The 20,369-nt window shown below is 67.7% G+C and carries 13 protein-coding genes and 2 pseudogenes; 11 read left to right on the forward strand and 4 right to left on the reverse strand.

Annotation, left to right across the window (positions count from 1 at the left end; all coding sequences use genetic code 11):
• A partial coding sequence (locus AC1WTP_RS19370; RefSeq protein WP_481650669.1) for an LLM class flavin-dependent oxidoreductase occupies positions 1-321 on the reverse strand: 321 nt, incomplete at its 3' end.
• Between the two features lie 209 nt (positions 322-530).
• On the opposite strand from AC1WTP_RS19370, the gene AC1WTP_RS19375 reads away from it, so the two are divergent.
• The 6 genes from AC1WTP_RS19375 to AC1WTP_RS19400 all read left to right on the forward strand — a co-directional run bounded on the left by AC1WTP_RS19375 (position 531) and on the right by AC1WTP_RS19400 (position 7,270).
• Positions 531-1,598, forward strand: a complete 1,068-nt coding sequence (locus tag AC1WTP_RS19375; RefSeq protein ID WP_481650670.1) for an alpha/beta hydrolase — start codon at positions 531-533, stop codon at positions 1,596-1,598.
• A 52-nt stretch (positions 1,599-1,650) separates the two neighbouring features.
• Complete coding sequence (locus tag AC1WTP_RS19380; protein WP_481650765.1) at positions 1,651-3,525, forward strand: amidohydrolase; 1,875 nt, start codon at positions 1,651-1,653, stop codon at positions 3,523-3,525.
• Positions 3,526-3,566: 41 nt separating this feature from the next.
• Entirely contained in the window at positions 3,567-4,229 is a 663-nt protein-coding gene (locus AC1WTP_RS19385; RefSeq protein ID WP_481650671.1) for a hydrolase, read from the forward strand.
• A 98-nt stretch (positions 4,230-4,327) separates the two neighbouring features.
• The gene (locus AC1WTP_RS19390; RefSeq protein ID WP_481650672.1) at positions 4,328-4,855 is read left to right on the forward strand and encodes a DoxX family protein; all 528 of its coding nucleotides are present in this window, start codon (positions 4,328-4,330) and stop codon (positions 4,853-4,855) included.
• The gene (locus AC1WTP_RS19395) at positions 4,852-6,483 is read left to right on the forward strand and encodes an MFS transporter (RefSeq protein ID WP_481650673.1); all 1,632 of its coding nucleotides are present in this window, start codon (positions 4,852-4,854) and stop codon (positions 6,481-6,483) included. The genes AC1WTP_RS19390 and AC1WTP_RS19395 overlap by 4 nt, the downstream gene beginning before the upstream one ends.
• Before the next feature lie 58 nt (positions 6,484-6,541).
• Complete coding sequence (locus AC1WTP_RS19400; protein ID WP_088994531.1) at positions 6,542-7,270, forward strand: hypothetical protein; 729 nt, start codon at positions 6,542-6,544, stop codon at positions 7,268-7,270.
• A 212-nt stretch (positions 7,271-7,482) separates the two neighbouring features.
• On the opposite strand, the gene AC1WTP_RS19405 is transcribed toward AC1WTP_RS19400, so the two are convergent.
• Entirely contained in the window at positions 7,483-8,481 is a 999-nt protein-coding gene (locus tag AC1WTP_RS19405; RefSeq protein WP_481650674.1) for a helix-turn-helix domain-containing protein, read from the reverse strand.
• Positions 8,482-8,740: 259 nt separating this feature from the next.
• On the opposite strand from AC1WTP_RS19405, the pseudogene AC1WTP_RS19410 reads away from it, so the two are divergent.
• The 5 genes and pseudogenes from AC1WTP_RS19410 to AC1WTP_RS19430 all read left to right on the forward strand — a co-directional run.
• Positions 8,741-8,929: pseudogene (locus AC1WTP_RS19410) on the forward strand (helix-turn-helix domain-containing protein); the annotation flags it as partial.
• A 288-nt stretch (positions 8,930-9,217) separates the two neighbouring features.
• Positions 9,218-12,013, forward strand: coding sequence for an AfsR/SARP family transcriptional regulator (locus AC1WTP_RS19415; protein WP_481650766.1), 2,796 nt, complete (start codon positions 9,218-9,220; stop codon positions 12,011-12,013).
• Positions 12,014-12,351: 338 nt separating this feature from the next.
• Positions 12,352-12,816 (forward strand): DUF4396 domain-containing protein, encoded by a 465-nt coding sequence (locus AC1WTP_RS19420; protein ID WP_481650675.1) that lies wholly within the window; start codon positions 12,352-12,354, stop codon positions 12,814-12,816.
• A gap of 1,299 nt (positions 12,817-14,115) precedes the next feature.
• Positions 14,116-14,529, forward strand: coding sequence for a hypothetical protein (locus AC1WTP_RS19425; protein ID WP_481650676.1), 414 nt, complete (start codon positions 14,116-14,118; stop codon positions 14,527-14,529).
• A gap of 8 nt (positions 14,530-14,537) precedes the next feature.
• Positions 14,538-17,003 (forward strand): caspase family protein, encoded by a 2,466-nt coding sequence (locus AC1WTP_RS19430; protein WP_481650677.1) that lies wholly within the window; start codon positions 14,538-14,540, stop codon positions 17,001-17,003.
• Between the two features lie 430 nt (positions 17,004-17,433).
• On the opposite strand, the gene AC1WTP_RS19435 is transcribed toward AC1WTP_RS19430, so the two are convergent.
• Both AC1WTP_RS19435 and AC1WTP_RS19440 read right to left on the reverse strand, forming a co-directional pair.
• Positions 17,434-19,842, reverse strand: coding sequence for an ATP-dependent nuclease (locus AC1WTP_RS19435; protein ID WP_481650678.1), 2,409 nt, complete (start codon positions 19,840-19,842; stop codon positions 17,434-17,436).
• A gap of 173 nt (positions 19,843-20,015) precedes the next feature.
• A pseudogene (locus tag AC1WTP_RS19440) lies at positions 20,016-20,283 on the reverse strand (integrase core domain-containing protein); the annotation flags it as partial.
• Between the last annotated feature and the right edge of the window lie 86 nt (positions 20,284-20,369).

The raw sequence follows: 20,369 nt of genomic DNA on the forward strand, positions 1-20,369 counted from the left end.
GTCCACCCGGCCGTCGGCCAGGTGCTGCAGCATCGCGTAGTCCTCGGCGATCTTCACCGGATCGTTCGTGGTGATCAACGTAGTAGCCGTCGACAGCAACAGCCGAGACGTCCGAGCCGCGACGAAGCCGAGCGTCGTAGTGGGGGAGGAGGAGAAGAACGGCGGATTGTGGTGCTCGCCGAGGGCGAAGACATCCAGCCCGACCTCCTCCGCCTTCTCGGCGATCCTGACGATCGCCTTGATCCGTTCGACCTCGCCGGGAGCGCGGCCGGTGGTGGGGTCGGTGGTGATGTCGCTGACGGTGAAGACTCCGAACTGCATGCGGCTCCTCTTTCCTGACAACTCCGTGTCCTGGAACGGTAGGTGCCAGCGGCACGGCCGATCTGACTGCCGGTGCATAGGAACCGCCTCCCAGCGCTCAACGCTCGGCTCCCGGAATCATCACCCCGACTTGCGGAGGCGCCGACTTCCGCCGTGCTCGCTCCCGCCGGACACCCCTCGGTCCTGCTGTTCCTTCTCAGGCATGGGGTGTGCGTGCTCAGCAAACACGTGATCGTCGCTCGATCCATACGTTCGTGGTGCGCGGCGTCGTCGGGCGTCGTCTGGGGTTTGTTGAAGAGGAGGGTGACATGTCTGAGTCACGTTTCACGGAGCCGGTCTTGGAGCCTGAGGCCGCGGCGTTCGCCGCCGCGACCGCGGATCACCCGTTCCTGTACGAGCTTCCGGTGTCCGAGGGGCGCAAGGCGGTGGACGAGGTCCAGTCCGAACCGATCGCCAAGCCCGACGTCGACGAGATGTGGATGACGCTGGACGGGGGTTCGACGGGCAGTGTCCGCGCCCGTATCGTGCGGCCCGCCGGCTCGCCCGATCAGCTGCCGGTCCTCATCTACATCCACGGCGCGGGTTGGGTGTTCGGTAACGCGCACACGCACGACCGACTGGTGCGCGAACTTGCTGTCGGTGCCCGCGCGGCTGTCGTCTTCCCCGAGTACGACCTGTCGCCCGAGGCGCGGTACCCGGTGGCCATCGAGCAGAACTATCTGGTCGCCCAGTGGGTGGCGCGAGAGGGCGCGGCCTACGGCCTCGACCCCACGCGGGTGGCGGTCGCAGGCGACTCCGTGGGCGGCAACATGTCCGCCGCGCTCACGCTCATGGCCAAGGAGCGCGGTGACCTCGATCTGGTCGCTCAGGTGCTGTTCTACCCGGTGACCGACGCGGCGTTCGACACGCCGTCGTACCACCAGTTCGCGGAGGGTTACTTCCTGCGCCGCGACGGGATGAAGTGGTTCTGGGACCAGTACACCACCGACGAAGCGCAGCGAGCGGAGATCACGGCGTCGCCGCTTCGGGCGACTGTCGAGCAGTTGGCGGATCTGCCGCCGGCCTTGGTGATCACGGCCGAGGCGGACGTGCTGCGGGACGAGGGCGAGGCGTACGCCAACAAGCTGCGCGCCGCTGGCGTACCGGTCACCGCGCTGCGCGTTCAGGGCGTTATCCACGACTTCGTAATGGTCAACAGCATGCGGGCCACCCGGGGCGCCGACGTTGCGATCAAGACGGCGATCGACAGTTTGGTCACCGCCTTCTACAGCATCTGACCCGGCCTGCAGCGTCGCGTCGATCCGAAGAGAGGAGAACAGCGTGACCAGCATGCCGGTCGGCGGTATGACACCGGCCGACGGAACTGTCAAGCCTGCCGATCTACTCGTCCGGAACGCCAAGGTCTTCACCGGTGATCCACGGCGGCCCGAGGCCCAGGCGGTCGCCGTGCACGGCGGCAACATCGTGGCGCTCGGCGACGATCGTGCCGTCGCCCCGTACGTGGGGACCGAGACCAGAGTCGTGGACGCCCTGGGTCGGCGTGTGCTGCCCGGGCTCAACGATTCGCACCTGCATGTCATCCGGGGCGGCCTGAACTACGTGTTGGAGCTGCGCTGGGATGGCGTGCCCTCGCTCGCTCGGGCCCTGGCCATGCTCAGGGATCAGGCCGGCCGAACCCCCGCAGGACAGTGGATCAGGGTCGTCGGGGGGTGGACGGCGGACCAGTTCGCCGAGCGACGCATGCCGACGGTGTCGGAGCTCAACGCCGCCGCCCCGGACACCCCGGTCTTCGTCCTGCACCTGTACCAGTCGGCGCTGATGAACCGCGCCGCGGTCCGGGCGGCCGGGTTCGCCCGCGATACGCCGGACCCCCGCGGCGGCCAGATCGTGCGCGGGCGGGACGGAGAGCCGACCGGTGTTCTCCTCGCCGCGCCAAGCGCACTCATCCTGTACTCGACGCTTGCCAAGGCCCCGGTGCTCGGCGAGGACGACCGGCGAACCTCTACCCGGCACTTCCTCAGGGAGCTCAACCGCTTCGGCCTGACGTCGGCGATCGACGCGGCGGGCGGTTTCCAGAACTTCCCGGACAACTACCGGACGGTCATCGACCTGGCCCGCACCGGCGAGTTGTCGCTGCGCATCGCGTACCACCTGTTTCCGCAGACGGCCGGGCAGGAGATCGCCGATCTGACCCGGTGGATCGACACGGTGAGCCCGGCGGACGGGGATGAGTGGTTGCGGCTGCGCGGCGCGGGCGAGAACCTCACCTGGGCGGCGGCTGACTTCGAGAACTTCAGCGAGCCGCGTCCCGAACTCGGGGATTACGAAGCCGAATTCGAGAAGGCCGTCCGGCTGCTTATGGAGAACGGCTGGGGCTTCCGCCTGCATGCCACGTACGACGAGACGATCCGGCGGGACCTGGCGGTCTTCGAGAAGCTTGCCGCCGACGGCCTGTTTCCGGCCGGCAACCGTTGGCTGTTCGACCACGCCGAGACGGTGAGCGACGCGAGTCTGGACCGCATCGCGGCGCTCGGCGGCGCGGTGTCGGTGCAGAACCGGATGTCCTTCCAGGGCAGGGCATTCGTCGAGCGGTACGGCGCGGACGTGGCGGCCCGTACGCCACCGGTGCGCCGCATGCTCGACAAGGGGATCACGGTCGCGGCGGGCACGGATGCCACCAGGGTGTCGTCGTACAACCCGTGGGTGGCGCTGCACTGGCTCGTCACCGGCCGTACCGTCGGAGACCTGCTGCTGTATCCGCCGGCGAACCGGCTCTCCCGCGAGAAGGCCCTGGAGCTCTACACCGTCGGTGGGGCGCGCCTGACCGGAGAGGAACACCTGAAGGGCATCCTGAGGGAGGGGTACTTCGGGGACCTCACGGTGCTGTCCGACGACTACTTCACCGTCACCGATGAGGACATCCCGCACATCGAATCCGTGCTCACCGTCGTCGGCGGACGCATCGTCTACGCCGCAGCCGAGTACGAGGGCCTGGACGAGACTCTGCCTGCGCTGAGGCCTGAGTGGAGCCCCGTCGCCCGGTTCGGCGGCTACCACGCGACGCCGAAGCCCAGCGGCGCCCGCCAGGCAGACCTGATCGCGGAAGCGGTCGCGGAGTCCGAGCGGCACCGGCAGTGGCGCGTCGCCCGCAGATTCATCCCCGAACAGCAGTCGATGCCTCTCGACCCCTGCTTCGACCTCTGATCAATTCACCCGATTTCTCCGCGCACAGAAAGGGAACCCGCATGACCAACCTCGCGAACGTCCAGGCCGCGCCCAGCCCGGATCTGCTCACTTCCGGCAACGCCATGATGCTCTTCGTCGACCACCAGCCGCAGATGTTCTTCGGCACGGGAAGCGGCGACCGCACGTCGATCATCAACGCGACCGTCGGCCTCGCGAAGGCGGCGCAGCTGTTCGACGTGCCGACGGTCATCACCACCGTCGCCGCCGAGTCGTTCTCCGGCCCGGCGATGCCTCAGCTCGTGGAGGTTTTCCCGGACCACAAGCTCATCGACCGCACGACGATGAACGCCTGGGAGGACCCGTCCCTCGTAGACGCGGTGAAGGCCACCGGCCGCACGAAGATCATCATCTCGGGTCTGTGGACGGAGGTGTGCCTGGTGCTGCCCGTTCTGTCCGCGCTTCATCAGGGCTACGAGGTGTACGTCGTCGCGGATGCCTCTGGTGGCGTCACCCCGGCCGCCCACGAGCACGCCCTCGACCGCATGATCCGCGCAGGTGCCGTGCCCGTCACCTGGGTCCAGGTGCTGCTGGAGCTCCAGCGGGACTGGGCGCGCGGCGGAACCTACGACGGCGTGATGGACATCGTCAAGGCGCACGCCGGCGCATACGGCCTCGGCGTGGTCTACGCCAAGCACTTCATCGGCGCGAACGCCGCCGGCTGAGACGAACAGCCCTCGGTGGGCCGGGCACGGTGTCGCATCGCGCCCGGCCCGCCAGGGGCACCGCGGTCCCTCGATCCCCTGACGTGAGGAGAAGAAGCGTGGACACCGGCCTGATGCTGCTGCGGGTCGTGACCGGGCTGCTGATAGCGGCACACGGCGTGCAGAAGGTCAGCCCGTGGCTCGGCGGGCGCGGGCTGGACGCAGGCACCGAGGAGTTCCGGCGCGATGGCTTCCAAGGCGGCACGGCCACGGCGGTGCTCGCCGGAGCGACCCAGATCGGGTCCGGGCTGCTGCTGGCTGCCGGGCTGGTCACGCCCCTCGCGGTGGCGGGCGCGGTGGGGGTCATGACCGTTGCGGTCAGCGTGAAATGGCCGCACGGACTGTGGGTACAGAACGACGGCTACGAGTATCCGCTCGTCCTCGTTATCGCCGCCGCCGCCCTGGCCTTCACCGGACCGGGTGAGTGGGCGCTTGACGAGGTGGCCGGCCTCACCCCCTGGCCGGCGTGGAGTGCCCTCGCGGCGGTCACGCTGGGGCTTGGTAGCGGTCTGCTCGCCCGTCTCGTGTTGTCCTCGGGGCGCCCTGGCCGGGAAGATCACCGCTCCCGGTCCTGGAGACACTGGTGACGGAGACTGCGCCCTCGCGCACGACGTCCCGTCGCGGCGCCCACGAGGGACGCGGGGAGGCCTGGAAGCCCTTCGCCGCACCGGTCTTCCGCGCCCTGTGGATCGCCCAGTTCGTGTCCAACATCGGCACCTGGATGATGACAGTCGCCGCCCAGTGGGAACTGGTCGGCCGATCGCCGGTGCTCGTCGCCCTCGTCCAGACTTCGGCCAGTCTGCCGCTGCTCCTGCTCGCCTTTCCGGCCGGAGTGCTGGCGGATCAACTGGACCGCAGACGGCTGCTCATCACCGCGCAGTACGCCATGCTCGGGTGCTCCGCGGTGCTTGCGGGCCTCGCCTTCGCCGACGTGCTACAACCGGCCTCCCTGCTGACCCTGTTGTTCCTGACCGGCTGCGGCTCCGCCCTCATGGGACCGGCCTGGCAGGCCATCCAGCCGGAACTGGTCGATCGCCCGTCCCTGCCGCAGGCCGCCGCCCTGGGCGCGGTCAGCATGAACCTTGCGCGCGCGGTCGGTCCCGCACTCGGCGGCCTGCTGCTGTCCCTCACCGGAACCGGATGGGTCTTCACGATCAACGCCCTGTCCTACCTCGGTACCGTGGCCGTGCTCACCGCCTGGCATCGGCCGCTGGGCCCCCGGGAGACCCCGTCCGGCGACCAGCGGCTGTTGACCGCCCTGGACGCGGGTCGCCGCTACGTGTGGCACTCCCCGGACATCCGAAGGGTGCTGTGGCGCTGCCTGCTGTTCGTCCCCGCGGCGTCCGCCCTGTGGGCTCTCCTGCCACTCGTCGCGAGTCGTTCGTTGGGCCTCGGCGCGTCGGGCTACGGATTGCTGCTCGGTGCGGTGGGTGCGGGGGCGGTGGTCGGTGCGGTGTTGCTGCCGTCGATGCGCCGTGTGTGGGGAGCGGGCCGATCACTGGCGTTCGCCGGCCTCGCCGCTGCGTCCGTCCTTACCCTGCTCACCCTCACGCGCACCGTCGGGGCGGCCGTCCTGCTTTTACCGGCGGCGGGACTCGCCTGGATCCTCGTGGTGTCGCTGCTCAGCGCCGCCATGCAGACACGGCTGCCGGCATGGGTGCGGGCGAGAGGCCTGGCCGTGTACCTGGTCGTCTTCCAGGGCGGAATGGCGCTCGCCGCGCCCGTGTGGGGTCTGCTCGCCGACCGGTGGGGCCTCGCTCCCGCCCTGCTCACATCCAGCGGGGCGCTCCTGCTCGGCGCCGCCAGCGTCCGCTGGTGGCCCCTACCGGGTGGCAGCGCCGACACGAACCCCTCCAGCCACTGGCCAGAGCCGGTGTCCGTCCTCGATCCGCAGCCCCACGGCGGCCCGGTCCTCGTCACCGTCGAGTACCGCGTCGCCACGGGCGACATCGATCGCTTCATCGCCGCCATGACGGCCGTCGCCCGGTCGCGACGCCGCACCGGCGCCATCACCTGGGGGCTCTACCGCGACAGCTCCGATCCGGAACGGCTCATCGAACACTACGTGGTCGTCACCTGGAACGACCACCTCGCCCAGCACCGCGACCGGCTCACCGCGGACGACCGCCGCGCGGAGCAGGTGGCCCGCGCGCTGCTCAAGGAGGGCACGAAGCCGACGGTGGCCCACGCTTTCGACGCCATGACGGCCACCTGACGCCGCCGCGGCGCACCGGCCCGACACGTCGCCGATCCAACTCTGGAGGTTGCAACAGATGAGTTCCACATCCAGTGATGCCCAGACCGCGGAAGACGGCAAGAGACCGGCCGTGGCACGCCACTTCGAGCCCGATCTACGACCCATGACGCGGATCAACCTCAGGCCGATCGCTTCTCCCATGCCGCTCGGCTTCTACACGATCGCGATCGCCTCCGCGATCGCCAGCCTTCTGCAGCTGGGTTTGTTCGACGCCACCGACGAGCGCGCGGTTGCCCTCACGATCCTACCTGCGTTCGCACTTCAACTGGTCGTGAGCGTCCTCGCCTTCGGCGCCCGGGATGTGGTCGCGGCCACCCTGATGGCCGTCTTCGCCGGCAGTTGGCTCGCCACCTCTCTCGTCCTGGCCACGGACGCATCCGGCGGGATGAAGGTCCTGGGCGTCCTCAATCTCTCTCTAGCCGCCTTCGCCGGTCTCATGGTGACGGTCACCATGCCGAAACGTGCGCTCTGGTTCGTACTGCTGATCGCCACGCCCCGCCATCTGGTGGCCGGAATCTACGGGCTGACCGGCGTGGCCTGGCTCGGCCACGTCGCGGGAGCGCTTGGGCTCCTGCTCGCAGGCTTCTGCCTCTACGCCGCGTACGCACTGATGCTCGAGGACATGAAGGACGAACAGATCCTGCCGATCGGTCGCACCGGACCCGCCCACGCCGCCGTCGAGGGCAACCTCGCGGTGCAGCTCCGCAATCTGGAACGGAGGGCGGGGGTACGGCGAACCCTGTGACGGCCGCGGCAGTCCCGTGTCGCGCATGGTGACCCGTCCGGCCGCACCGCCCGATGTCGACGCTCGCGACGCAACGTCCGCACGCTGCCGCGAAAGCCCTGCTCCCGAGGTGGGGAGCCGGTCGTCACGCTGGCCCCGGTCAGCCTCGTCCTGGCGGATCCAGGTCGCAACGCCTCGTGATGCACACCCAACTGCCGCGGGCGGCCTACGAGCTACCGGGGAACCTCACCAGGCTGGAGAGACTCGTAGTGGTGCGCCCGCCAGTCGCGCGGCGACATCCCGTACTCCTGCTTGAACGCTTTGCTGAAGTGGGTGGAGTCGGTGAAGCCCCACCGGCGGCCGATCGCTGAGATAGTCAACGACCGATAGGCCGGGTTCGCCAGGTCCTTGCGGGCTTCCTCAAGCCGGTTGTGGCGCACCCACTCGCCGAACCGGACACCCTGCCGGCCTAGGATTTGATAGAGGTAACGCACAGAGATGTGATGCGCTGCGGCTACGGCCGCCGGGGTCAACTCCCGGTCGGCCAGGTTCGCCCTCAGGTAACTCATGATCTGGTGCGGCAAGGTGCCGGTGGCCGCCTCACCGAACAGGTCACGGTCGTCCAGACGGGCGGCGACGGACGCGCGGATCAGATCGATCGTCGGCTCGGCCATCAGAACCAGGTGCCGGCTGTACGGCAAGGCCTCGGTGACGGCGAGCCGGGTCAGGTATGCCGAGGTCACCTCGGCCACAGCGTTGCCCGAGCCGAGTGTGACCGCAGTGGCGTCGCGCAACCGGCGCGCAGAAATTCCCAGCGTGGTACGGGGGATGCGGAAGAAGACCGCGTCCATGCCGTCGAGGAACAGCAGGCTGTAGGCGCTGGCCGTGTCGTAGATGGCGAAGTCGCCCGGCCGGAGCAGCGCTTCCCGCCCGTCCTGTACAACCAGGCTGGTCCCCGACATCTGCAGCCCGAGGAAGATCGCCGGGTCGTCGTCGCGGCGCGCCAACCGCTCCGTGCGTCGTACAGTGGTCGATGTCGCCCGCACCGAGCAGACACCCAGTGAACCCAGGCTGCCGAGACGCAGATTGACGCCGATGCGTTCCGGCGGGAGATGGTGGTCGATCTCGACCTGGATGACGGATTCCCAGACCAGGGCGCGAACAGCCTCGGCGCGGTGCCGGGGTGGCAGCTCCGCCGTACTGATCGCTGTTGCCAGTTGTTGGGACGTCATGCCTCATCACCACCGCGCTTGTCGTTCGGTGCTGCAACGGTGGCACGCGGTGCTCCCGGAGACAATGACCGGCCGGTTGTTCATCAGGCCATGCCGGCTTGACCAAGCTTCTGTGCGCGCAGGTACATGACAGGAGCCGACCGCCGCTACTACCGTTCTGGGAGCGCTCTACCGCCGGAGGGGATCACGGTCACCGGTGACTCGCTTTCAACCGCGCCGACCTGGCGTGGACTGCGGTCGGTGCTGTCGGGGAGGTGTGGTGACTGGTTTGTCGTTCGGCCGGCGGTTGCGGACGTTGCGGCGCTCGGCGGGCATGACGATCGAGGAACTGTCCGAGGCGTCCGGGGTGAGTGGGCGGGCGATCAGTGACATGGAGCGGGGGCGCAGTCGTGCCCCACAGGCGCAGACGTTGGCGGCGCTGGCTGACGCGCTGCGGCTGGGTGACGGTGACCGTGCTGTTCTCGTCGAGCTGGCGCGTTCGGGGCGGTTGGAGAACAGGGGCGGGCGCCCCCGGGTGGGTGAGCTGCCGCGTGGGGTTAGTGGCTTTGTCGGTCGGCTGCGGGAGTCGGAGGTGCTCCGCCGGCACGGGCTGGCCGGGTCCGCTGACCCTCCAGCGCAGGTGATGGTGGGTGAGAGGGCGGGGGAAGGAACGGCGTTCCCTTGGCCTTCCCTGCGGAACGGCAGGGACGGGTCGGGGCCTTCAGGGCACGTGCACCGGGGAACGAACCGTTTCACCGTGCTTGGCCCGGTGCGGGCTTGGCGGAACGACACGGAGCTGGACCTGGGGCCACCACAGCAGCGCGCCCTCTTCGCCGTGCTGCTGGCGTACGCGGGCCGGCCGGTGAGCCTGAGCGAGATGGCCGACGCCTTGTGGGCCGATGCGCCGCCAGCTAGCGCGGTGAACATTGTCCAGCGGCACATCGGGCGACTTCGGCGGGTACTGCAACCTGACCGGCCCGAGGGTTCAACAGGGCAACTCCTGGTGAGGGCCGGCAGAGGCTACCGGCTCGCCACCGACGCGGCGAGCCTGGACCTGCTGTGCTTTCGGGAGCTGGTGGCGCAGGCTGAGGGCGAGAAGCAACCGGAACTGAAGCTTGCTCTGTTCGTCGAGGCGTTGCACCTGTGGCAGGGCCCGGCCGCCGCCGGCATTGAGGCTGAGGTGCGGAGCCGACCACTGTTCGCGGCGCTGGACCGCGAGGTACTGCACACCGTACGGCGCGGCACCGACGTCGCGCTCGCCGTCCACCTACCCGAGCCGATGGAGCCGCTGCTGCGGAGGGCTGCGGACGCTCATCCGCTCGACGAGTCGGTACTGGCACGGTTGATGCTCGTGCTGGCGGCGTCCGGCCGTCAGGCCGAGGCCCTCAGCGCCTTTCAGTCGGTGCGCATCCGTTTGGCCGAGGAGTTGGGCGTCGAACCCGGCCCCGAGTTGGCCGCCGCGCACACCTCCGTGCTGCGCGGTCACGACGGTGCAGCGCTGGCGGAGCCGCTGCGGCGATGGTCGGGCCGGGACCGCCCCGCTCCCGCACAACTCCCCGCCGACCTGCCCACCTTCACCGGCCGACGGGCAGCGATCGCCGAGCTCTTGGGGGTGCTCACCGCCGCCGAGTCGACGGCGTTCCCGTCGCCGGTGATCCACGTGATCTCCGGCATGGCGGGAATCGGCAAGACGACGCTGGCGGTGCACCTGGCCCATCAACTCGCCGTCCGATTCCCCGACGGACAGCTTTATGCGAACCTGCGGGGATTCGGTCCGATCGGGTCGACGGTCGCTCCCGGTGATGCCCTGCGCAATTTCCTGGACGCCCTGGGAGTGCCCGCCGCGCGCGTCCCGGCCGACCTGCACGAGGCTGCCGCGCTGTACCGAAGCCATCTGGCCGGCCGTCGGATGCTGATCCTGCTCGACAACGCGCGGGATCCGGAGCAGGTCATCCCGCTGCTCCCCGGGACTCCCGGTTCACTGGTACTCGTCACCAGCCGGAACCACCTGGGCGAACTCGTCGCTGCTCAGGGCGCTCATCCGCTCACCCTCGACCTGCTGTCGGCCGAGGACGCTCGAGACATGCTGGCGCGTCGAGTCGGCGCCGATCGGATGGCTGCCGAACCGGAGGCGGTCGACGAAATCGTCGCGCGGTCGGCGCGGTTGCCACTGGCACTGGCCACAGTCGCCGCACAGGCTGCCGTGAACCGAGCGTTTCCGCTTTCCGCCATCGCCAACGAGTTACGGCGAGCACGGGGAAGCCTGGAGGCGTTCGCCGGTCCGGCCGCCGCCACCGATGCCCGAGCGGCCTTCTCCTGGTCGTATCGTGCGCTCAGCGACGATGCCGCGCGGCTGTTCCGCTTGCTCGCGTTGCATCCGGGCGGTGGCACGGACGTGGGAGTGGGGGCGATCGCGGCGCTTGCCGGCCGACCCGTCAGGGGTGTTCAGGTTGCGCTGGCGGGCCTACACCGCGCCAACCTCGTTCTACAGCCCGCGCCGGGCCGCTACGTCTTGCACGACCTGCTGCACGCGTACGCGGCGGAACTCGCCGAAGTGACTGAGTCCGAGGAGGACCGCCGGGCGGCCCTGCACCGGCTGCTCGACTACTACCTGCAGACCTGCCACACCGCGTATAGGCTGCTGGCACCGCCCCGCCGGTACGAGTTGACCTTGCCCACGCCGCTGCCCGGCGTACCGGAGACGCCGCTTGACAGCGCGGCGGCCGCAGTCGCCTGGCTGGCCGGGGAACGCCCGGCCCTGCACGCGGCCGTCGCGGCCGCGCGACGCGCTGGGTTCGACGCGCACGCCTTGCCGCTGGCGCTGTCGGTGGGCGAGTTCCTCGACCGGCAGGGCCGTTGGCAGGAGTGGTTTGACACGCAGTCTGCTGCGTTGGCCGCCGCCGAGCGGCTTGGCGACCGGGCGGCGCAGGCGTTGAGCCATCGGCTGGTGGGGATTGCCGCGAGCAGGTTGGACCGGCATGACGAGGCGCATGCGCACCTGAACCGAGCGATCGAGGTGTACGCGGAGCTCGGCGACCAGGTGAGCAAGGCGACGACGCTGCGGAGCCTCAGCTACGAGTTGAACCGGTGTGGCCGGCACGAGGAGTCACGTGCCCTGAAACGCCAGGCGCTGGAGCTCTACCGGTCGGTCGGTGACCGTGTCGGGGAAGCGAACTGCCTGAACGAGATCGGCTGGACCTGCCTGCTGCTCGGGGACGCCGCCGGTGGTCTGGCCCGTGCCGAGGAGGCTCTTGATCTGCTGAACGTGTCGGGCGACGCGCGTAGCGAGGCCGCCACCCGGGACACCATCGGTCTCGCGCTGCACCGGCTCGGGCTTCACCAGGAGTCCATCGTCGCCTACCAAGAGGCGATCCGGCTGCGGCGAGAGACCGGCGACCGCTATCCCGAGGCGGTCAGCCTCAATCGGCTCGGAGACGTCCAGCACGCCTCGGGTGACCTCCTGGCAGCGCGTCACGCCTGGCGGTCGGCCCTGGAGATCCTCACCGACCTCGAGCATCCCGACGCGGAAGCGGTTGGAGCCAAGCTCTCGTGAAGTGGAGACGCCCTCGGCTGCCGGGGTGACCGCGAGGCGCCGGTCCCAGAAACGAGTCGGCGGATCCGCGCTGTATTCGGTCGCGCGCGTCTGTCCCGTTTCGTCGGGCGATCGCGGGCTCAGTCACAGTCTGCGCACTGATTGAGCACGGCGCGCGGCATACGGTCGGGCTGGATCTTGGCGAAGGCCGAGTTCCGTCACGACCACCTCGTGGGGAAGGACGTCCGTATGGCGGTGACCTCGGCGACCTCTGACCACACCAGGGCCCGTGCGGCCGCCATCCGCAGCGACACCCACCCGCGTCCGGTCCCCCTCAACCACGCAAGAACGGAACGATTGTGAACGAACCTGTTGGTCACGCGGCAGCGCACGCCGGGTGGCAGATGGCGCTCGCCGCCACCCTGCACTGCCTCACCGGCTGTGCCATCGGCGAGATCCTTGGTATGGCGATCGGAACGTTGATCGACTTGGACGACACACCGCGGATCGTGCTGTCGGTCGCGCTGGCGGTCCTCTTCGGGTACGCGCTGGCAGCCCGCCGGGTGATGAAGGCCGGCCTCACTCTCGGCCAGGCGACCCGGGTCGCACTTGCCGCCGAGACGGTCTCGATCACCGTGATGGTGTCCGTGGAGAACGTCGTCCTGGTCCTCATACCCGGTGCGGTCAGTGCCGGACTCGGAAGTCCCCTCTTCTGGCTCTCGCTGGGCAGCGCGCTGGTAGTGGCGTTCACCGTCACGCTTCCGGTTAACCAGTGGCTGATCGCGCGCGGCCGAGGCCATGCCTATACACCGCACCACCACTGACCCAGGTCGCCGCCGACCGCGCCACCGCCGTCCCGGCCGTTCAGGAAACGCCAGTGCTCTGACCCACGAGTGTTCACGGTGTTGGGCTCATGCTGCGTGGGTGGTGGGTGGGGCCCAGCAGTCGTTGTCTTTCGCTGCGGATACGGGCGCGTTCGCGGCGTTGGGCGGCCAGGACGTCGCGTTGCGCGTCGCCGACCTTCGCCGCGCCATCACCGCTGATCCACTGCACCGCGTCGTAACCCGCGACGCCCAGCAGACTCTGGCCGAACGGCCTGACACGTCCTCGCCGGCTTCCTCGACCGTGTGCCGCACTGGCACGCGGAAGGCCGCCGGCACCTGTGTGTCTGAGCCGACGGGCCACTTCATTACGTCCCGTTCCATCTGCTCGCCACCGGCAGCGGCACGCTCGCCGAGGACTGGACCGTTACCCAGGTACCGATCGCCGGTCGCAAACCGGGGTTCGTGTGCTCCAGGTGTGCTCCTGGGCTGGGCGAACAGGGGTCCGGGTGACGTGGGTGAACGTGGGCCACTCCCTGCCACCCCAGGTGAACCCGCAGGTCGCTAGACTGGGCCCTCGCGCCCTCGTAGCTCAGGGGATAGAGCAACGGTTTCCTAAGACGACGCTCTATCTGTACCCATGGGCTCGCTACCTGCGGGTTCCTATTTTGTTTTCACGTTAGCGGGTCGCAGACGCGCGTTGCTGTGCTCGCTTGCTGAAAATCAGCAGAACAGGCATAAGTCCTGCTCACGCTGTGCTTCGATCGGTTCGATGCGTTCTTGCCGCAATCCGGCGAAGTTGCCGCGCCGCGTCAGTTTAACGGTGCCGCGAGAGCTTGGGCCAGCAGCGTGGCGAGTTTGGCTGCGCGTGCCGGGTGGTAATGCCAGCGCCACATCGGCGACCGGCCACAGTCAGCGACGTCGGACCCCGAGGACGAGCTCACCCTGGACGACGAGATCGGTGCGGCGCCAGCCGTCGCCGGAGAGGATCGCGCCGACGAGCGCGGTGGCCAGGGCATGGATGGCTCTTGGCTGAGCCGCTGGCCCCGGCAGTGACCTCCCATCCTGGCCGAACGGCCCGCAGTAGCAAAGGCAGGCAGGAAGGAGTGGGACTTCCGGCACGGCGCTCGCACACATGCCTCGCGACACCGCGGGGTGGGCAACCGAGCCCAACTGCGCACGCCGCTGGCGTCAGCCGTGTCATCGAGGCAACTCCTCGTGAATGTCGGCAAGCTGACAACTTGCCGCGGAATATGCCACGTAGCATGGCCCACGATTGCAGGCCGACGCCAGGGATGAGCGATGCTAATCCTCATTGATCACTTAGAAGGCGCGACACCGCACACGTCTACACAGCTTATTCGCCAAATTTTGAATGAGCTGGCATTGGCGCGAGTTGCCGCACGTCCGCTACCGTCGACATCGACTGCCGGCGAGAAAGGCAGCGCCCATAGCCTCACAGAACTGATCCTGACGGGCGGCCTGTCCGCTTCTGCGGTCACTGCAGCGGCCACGGTGATCGTCGGTTTCGTGCAGAGGGGCGCCGTCCGAAGGCTGATGATGCGCTGCGGCGACCGAGAGATTGATGTCACCGGCATATCCCGCAAGGACGCGCACGCTGCGGTGGAGTCGTTCATGCAACTCTGCGAAAACGGCACGGCTGCAGCCGCCCTTCAAAGCAGCAACACAGCGACTGATGCAGCAGGTACGACGTGAGGCGGGCCTTGCTCATCGGGACCGATTCGTACGAGGATCCCGAGCTGACGCCGCTGTCCGCGCCCATGGTGGACGTGGAGAGACTTGCGGCGTTGTTGCGGGACCCGGAAATCGGGCACTTCGATTCGGTCGAGGTGCTGCTCAACCGGCCCTCCCACGAACTTCTCGCCGCCGTGGAAGGCTTCTCCCGTCGGTGCGATCCCGATGATCTCATGCTGATCTATGTGTCCTGCCACGGTGTGGTCGATCAGCGACAAGGTGGCAGCTACGGTCTCCACTTCGCTGCCCCCAACACGCAATTTGACCTCCTGGCAAGCACCTCCCTGCCGGCCCGGTATGTGAACGAACAGATCAACCTGGCATTGGCGCGCTCCCGGGTTCTGCTGCTTGACTGCTGCTTCAGCGGCCGCTTCGCCGACGGTTTCAGCACAAAATCCCAGTCCTCGCCCTTGCAGGATTTCAGGGGCGGCGGATACGTCGTCATCACGGCATCGGACGCGCTCGGTGCCGCCTTCGAAGAGTCTCGCGACCAGCGCTCCGCGTTCACCGACGTCCTGGTTGAAGGACTTAGTAGCGGTGCGGCCGACGGCGATGACGACGGCTTCGTGTCTACCAGCGACCTCTTTGACTACGCCGTCCCGCGTGTTCGCGCCCGTCAGGCACAGACCCCGCAGTATATGGCCGCCGGGGTCGACGGAAAGATCATCCTAGCCCGGGCGTCCCGTTCGACCAGTCGCAACGGCAGCGCGCGGCCCGCGAGAGCCGGCTGGCAGGACGCCACACCGGCCTACGCCAGCCCAACGACGACGATCCGAGAGTGGCCGCAGGCAGTCGCTGCGATTGCGGCGGGCTTGGACGGGGCAATCGCCGACGGGGATCTCCGCCTGTGGCCGACCGAGTTGTTCGGGGGCGTCCCAGGCGCCGCAGCGGGGCTCCTTCCCTGGTGCCCAGAGGTGTTGCCCGCGGTGATCGCCGGAGCGGTCGCCAACGCTCGGGAGACCCTCGCCAGTGCGCCTCGGCGCCCGAGCCAACCCAGTCCGCCGGACGGCTGGGCCGCCGTGCTACAGGGCTGGTGGGAGGACGCGCAGACCCACTTCGCCATGATGGTCCGCGAACGTCCCATGCAAGTCAGCGGATGGTGGGGAACCGGCCTGTGTCACGCGGCCACCGGCGCACACCGTCGTGCCGCCGAAGCCTTTACGAAGGCGGCCCGGTACGCCAGCGTCACGGACGGCGATGTAGGCGCAGCTACCGCAACACAGATGCGCTACATCCCTGAAACGTCGCGCAGCATCAGGGCCGGTGCTGTCTTGCTCGCGATGGCGTCGTACGCCCTAGCAGGAGACGAGCCTCACCGGGACCTTCTCAGCCCTGACCTTGCCGTGCTGAGCACTGAGCTGCGGATTCTGGACGCCTGCCGAGCAGGGGATCCGGTTAAGTTGGCAGAGGCCCTCACAGCCGACCCGGCAGCTGCGGCTGTCGCTGTCGCCTCCCGCTCCCCAGGGCGGTGGTCGGCGACGTTGACGGAGGCTGCGCCCGCGGCCTGCCAGGCCCTTGGCCGAAGAGCGCGAGATCTTGCGGCATCCTGGAGCGCCTTCCGCGATTACGCGAGGCAAGCTGGACTGAAGGTTCCTGCGCTCGCGGTGAATACGCCGAAGGACTCCTCCAACCTCGCGGCAGCAGTGGCCAGCCACGCTCTGACCGTCACCAGGGCCGAACATCTAGCTGCTGCTCACGGCCGCTTCATCGCAACAACGTTGACATCAAGCGGCGAAGATAATTCAGCGGCAGGCGAGGCAGTAGCGACCATCGTCCGGATCGAGGACAAGCTGCTGCCTCCAGTCGTCCGTGCGACTCTCGTGCCGATGCCATTCCTCTGCTCCTTCTCTGTGGTACGCGACGGTAACGGCGTCATTGGCTACGTCGTTCCCGCCTGGGAGCCGAGGGAGCGGTTGAGCGATGGGTCCGGCTACGAAGAGCAGCGGCGCAACTACTTCAGAAGGCCTGTGATGAGCCGGACGACGCTGGCTGCATGGCTAACGGGGGCTATCCCCGCCGAGCATGACGAACGCCTCGGTTCGATCACCACCGACGAACTAGCTCTACTGCTCTTCGAAGCAGACGTGCTTATACCAAGACTGTATGTTGTCAAGAACGGCCGGCGTCAACGCTCCCTGCTCGGCAAGGAGCGAACGGTAGACGCTGGCTGGAAATTCGACCACGTTTCCGAAACGTCATCTGACGATCGGTCTACCTCGTGCAGTCGCTATCTTATGCCCGACGGACAGATCCGCGTGGAGACGGTGACTACCTACCGCGCCCACTCAAAGAGTGAAGAGAGCTTCTCTGCGGGGCCGTGCCGGCTCAACGCGGAACAATTGCGCACCCTTAGGCAAAGCATCGTAGCCTTGGCTTCTCCTCTTCCCGAGTGGTGCCCGCCTCCTCGGCGGCCTTCGCTCGACGGTCAACTTTGAATCGGAATCGCCGGTCCGTTAAGCGGGGCGAGCGTTCGTAATTACCGCCGATGGATCGAGCTTACAATTGAAGGTGGGCTAAATTCGCTTAGCCGTGCCACTGCCGCCTTAGCTCCATCCGCTTTGTTCTAAGTCGACTTCCTATCTGTATCCAGGCGCTTACTACCTGCGGTTTCCGATTCTATGTTCACGTTAGTAGGTGGCACGCGGGCGTTGCTGTGCTCGCCTACCGAAGATCGGCAGAAGAGTCGTAAGTCCTGCTCAGTGCCTGCTTCGGTCGTGCTATGCGTCCCTTGCCGAGATTCCGTGAAGTTGCCGCGCCGGGTCAGTTTACGGTGCCGCAAGAGCTCGGGCCAACAGCGTGGCGAGCTTGACTGCGCTTGTCGGGTGGTAATGGCCGACTCAGGCAGCTAACTGAGCGGCATTGGGGCTAGTAGCCGGGGCCGGTGTCAATGTCGGGGTCCTGGTTGGCGAGGCGTTCCTGGCGAGTGAGGCCTTCGAGCCGTTGCCGGAAAGTCGGGAAATCGCTGATGGTCCTCGTCGGGTCAGTTCGGAGTGAGAAGTCTCGCCGTAGCGCTGCGATCTTGATTCTGAGGTCATCGTGGGCGGCGGAGTCGTCGAGGCTGCTCTCGATCTCGCGCAGGCGGCTGTCGGCGACAGTGCGACTTGCGCCGTCTTGATAGTCGTCGAGAAATCCGCGGACGATACGTCCCATCCGCTTCTCGCGACGGCGTTGGGTTTCGCTGACCGCGGCGTCTTCGAGCAGGTCGGTCAGGTCGCTCAAGAGCGCGATGAAGTTGTCCTCCAGCGTCTTAACCTCTGCTGGGCGTCGGCCGTCACGAGGGACGTAGTTGAGATGACTGACAACTTCGCGGGCGAAGCCGACCTTGTCGATACTCGCCTCGAAGGCCTCGGCGAAGCTCTCCGTGAGGCAATCCCACAACGGGCGACCTGAGTCGAGTCGTGTCTTGAGGCCCGTTTCCTTCAGTTTGGCGGCGTCCTCGTCACCGAGTCCTAGCAGACGGGTGGCGTAGTTCCGCGCGGCGTAGACCGCAATGCGTGCAGGGATGAGATCCTCGATCTCGGTGACGTCCCCGGACTTGGTCGAAGCGGCCACCTTGATGTCATCGGGTGCCGTTGCTGCGCGATTGGCAGCCCAGGTGTCGAGGCAAACGACGAACTTCCCGTCGAGAACCGGCTTGCGGTTCGCCTCGCTGCGCCTCAGTTTGCCGACGGCCCTTCGACCGGCTTCGTCACCGTCGAGGAGCGCGACGCACGGGGGCTTGATCGGGTCGCGTCCTCGGGCGAGGTAGGCGATGTAGGGGACGCTGTCGGCGCTGCCGGCGGGCACGATCGTGACTTCGTTGAGGTCCAGCATCCGGGCGACTTCGGGCCGCCGGACGCGCAGTGCATTGGACATCCCGGCCAGCATCACCTGGTCGGCGGATCCTTCGACGATGAGGTTCTTGCCACCGATGAAGGCGGTCTCGGCGACGTAGCTGCCCAGGGAGGAGCGCAGCGGCTCGTAGTGGGTGCGGGCGACGTCCCTGACTACGCGGGTGCCTTCTTCTTGAGTGCCCTTGTCGAGGACCCGCAGCCGATCCGCGGCGTTCTTGTTGATCAGAAACGGTGAGTGGGTGACATAGATGACCTGGTCCGTCCGGCGCCGGTCGTCGGGAATCGCGAAGTTCTCCAGCACGCGCAGGAGGTCCTGCTGGCCGGAGTTCGACAGGTAGGCGTCGGGTTCATCCATAAGCAGGATCTCGTCGCGGTCCTCGGCCGGCCGGTGGGCCCGGAGCTGAACGAAGTAGGCGAGGAAATGCGTCAGGCCCCGGCTGCGTTCGCCGAAGGAGTACTCCGCGCCGGTGCGGTCGCGGATGGTGAACACGAGCTCCCGCTCTCGGGTGGTAACGCGGAGTTTGAAGTCGTTGTCCTGGCTCCACCAGCGTGAGAGGTTGAGGTGCCGCGCCAAGCTCTCATTGATCTTGCCCTCAAGGCCACTGACTTCGCCCTCCTTCCCATCGTTGATGGCCTTCTGGAGCTCCTTGAAGATGCTCTCGTCGATGCGGGCGACATCGACGAGCAGTTTCTTGGCTAGGGCTTGCGCGTTACGTTGAAGTGCTTGCTCGCGGCTGTCCGCCGTCGAGGTCGGGCGACGGAAGAACGCCCACAACCGCCGGCCCCACGCCGTCGTGTCGGCGTCGTCGTCGGCATCGATTTGCTCGGCGGCTTCCAGGAACTCACCACGGAGGCGGCGGTCAGCGAGGTTGCCCAGCCGGCCACCCCACAGCGACGCGATCGGCACGCTGTCGGGAACCGCGATGCTGGTGGAGAACCGCAGTACCTGCGGCAAGATGCCTTCGAGCGCCTTCACCTCGGCCGGGTCGTCAAGCTCGACGACGGTCTCGTCCGCCACGATGAACGGAGACCCTTCCCCGGGCCGCATGAAAAGGAACGTCTCGCCCGCCGCCCTGGTCACGTCGAGTGTCGCCAGCAAGTCGGACTCCGCTTGCCGGGTGACCATGAAGACGGCGCCCACGTCGGGTATCCGGACCTCGTCGGTCTCGACCGAGAACAGCTGCGAGTAGCGACAAAAGTCGCTACGCGTCACCTCGCGCTCACCCATGACGCACTCGATGGCGTCCAGCAAGTGGCTCTTGCCCGACTCGTTCGCCCCCACGATCGCGGTGATCTGGGGGTCGACGTCGAGGCGCACATGGGGATACCAGCCCTCCGGCAGGATCTCCCACGTCGCACGCTGAGCCTTCTCGTTCGCGCGGCGCTCATAGTCGAAGTTGAAGGACTTGAAAAACCTGACGTACACCCGCGTGAGGCGCACCGGCCCTCCTCGGCATCCCATGTCGCCTGGCACCACACGCCAGCCACGTACGAGAAACCTAGCCGGGGCGTACGACAGAAGGGCAGAGCTGCCCGTCTCGGGCCCCCACCGGATCAATACGCGGGCTGAAGGGTCCACCGTGGTCGTGAACCGCCCCGGGTTCTGTGGAGACCTCAACTGTTGGCTCCAACCACCTCACGGGGCTGGTGTTGAGCGTAGAACATCGATTCGTATTCGGTCGGTGGGACGTGCCCGATGGCGGAGTGCAGGCGTGTTGTACCAGTCGACCCACTCGGCGGTGGCCAGTTCGACCTGGGCGAGGCTGCGCCACGGGCGGCGCGGTTTGATCAGTTCGGTCTTGTACAGGCCAATCGTGGACTCCATCAGCGCGTTGTCCAGGGCATCGCCGACGCTGCCGATCGAGGCGTCGATGCCGGCATCGACCACGACGGCTACGTGGACGCGGGCGGCGCCGGCTTCGGTGGCACCACCGCCCCGGCCGGTGGCCGGACAGCGTGAACCTGCTG

Source organism: Micromonospora sp. R311, assembly GCF_056780015.1.

Coding starts and splice junctions, on each gene's coding strand:
- AC1WTP_RS19380 (WP_481650765.1), top strand. CDS start 1,651: ATGCCGGTCGGCGGTATGACACCGGCCGACGGAACTGTCAAGCCTGCC.
- AC1WTP_RS19385 (WP_481650671.1), top strand. CDS start 3,567: ATGACCAACCTCGCGAACGTCCAGGCCGCGCCCAGCCCGGATCTGCTC.
- AC1WTP_RS19400 (WP_088994531.1), top strand. CDS start 6,542: ATGAGTTCCACATCCAGTGATGCCCAGACCGCGGAAGACGGCAAGAGA.
- AC1WTP_RS19405 (WP_481650674.1), bottom strand. CDS start 8,481: ATGACGTCCCAACAACTGGCAACAGCGATCAGTACGGCGGAGCTGCCA.
- AC1WTP_RS19425 (WP_481650676.1), top strand. CDS start 14,116: ATGCTAATCCTCATTGATCACTTAGAAGGCGCGACACCGCACACGTCT.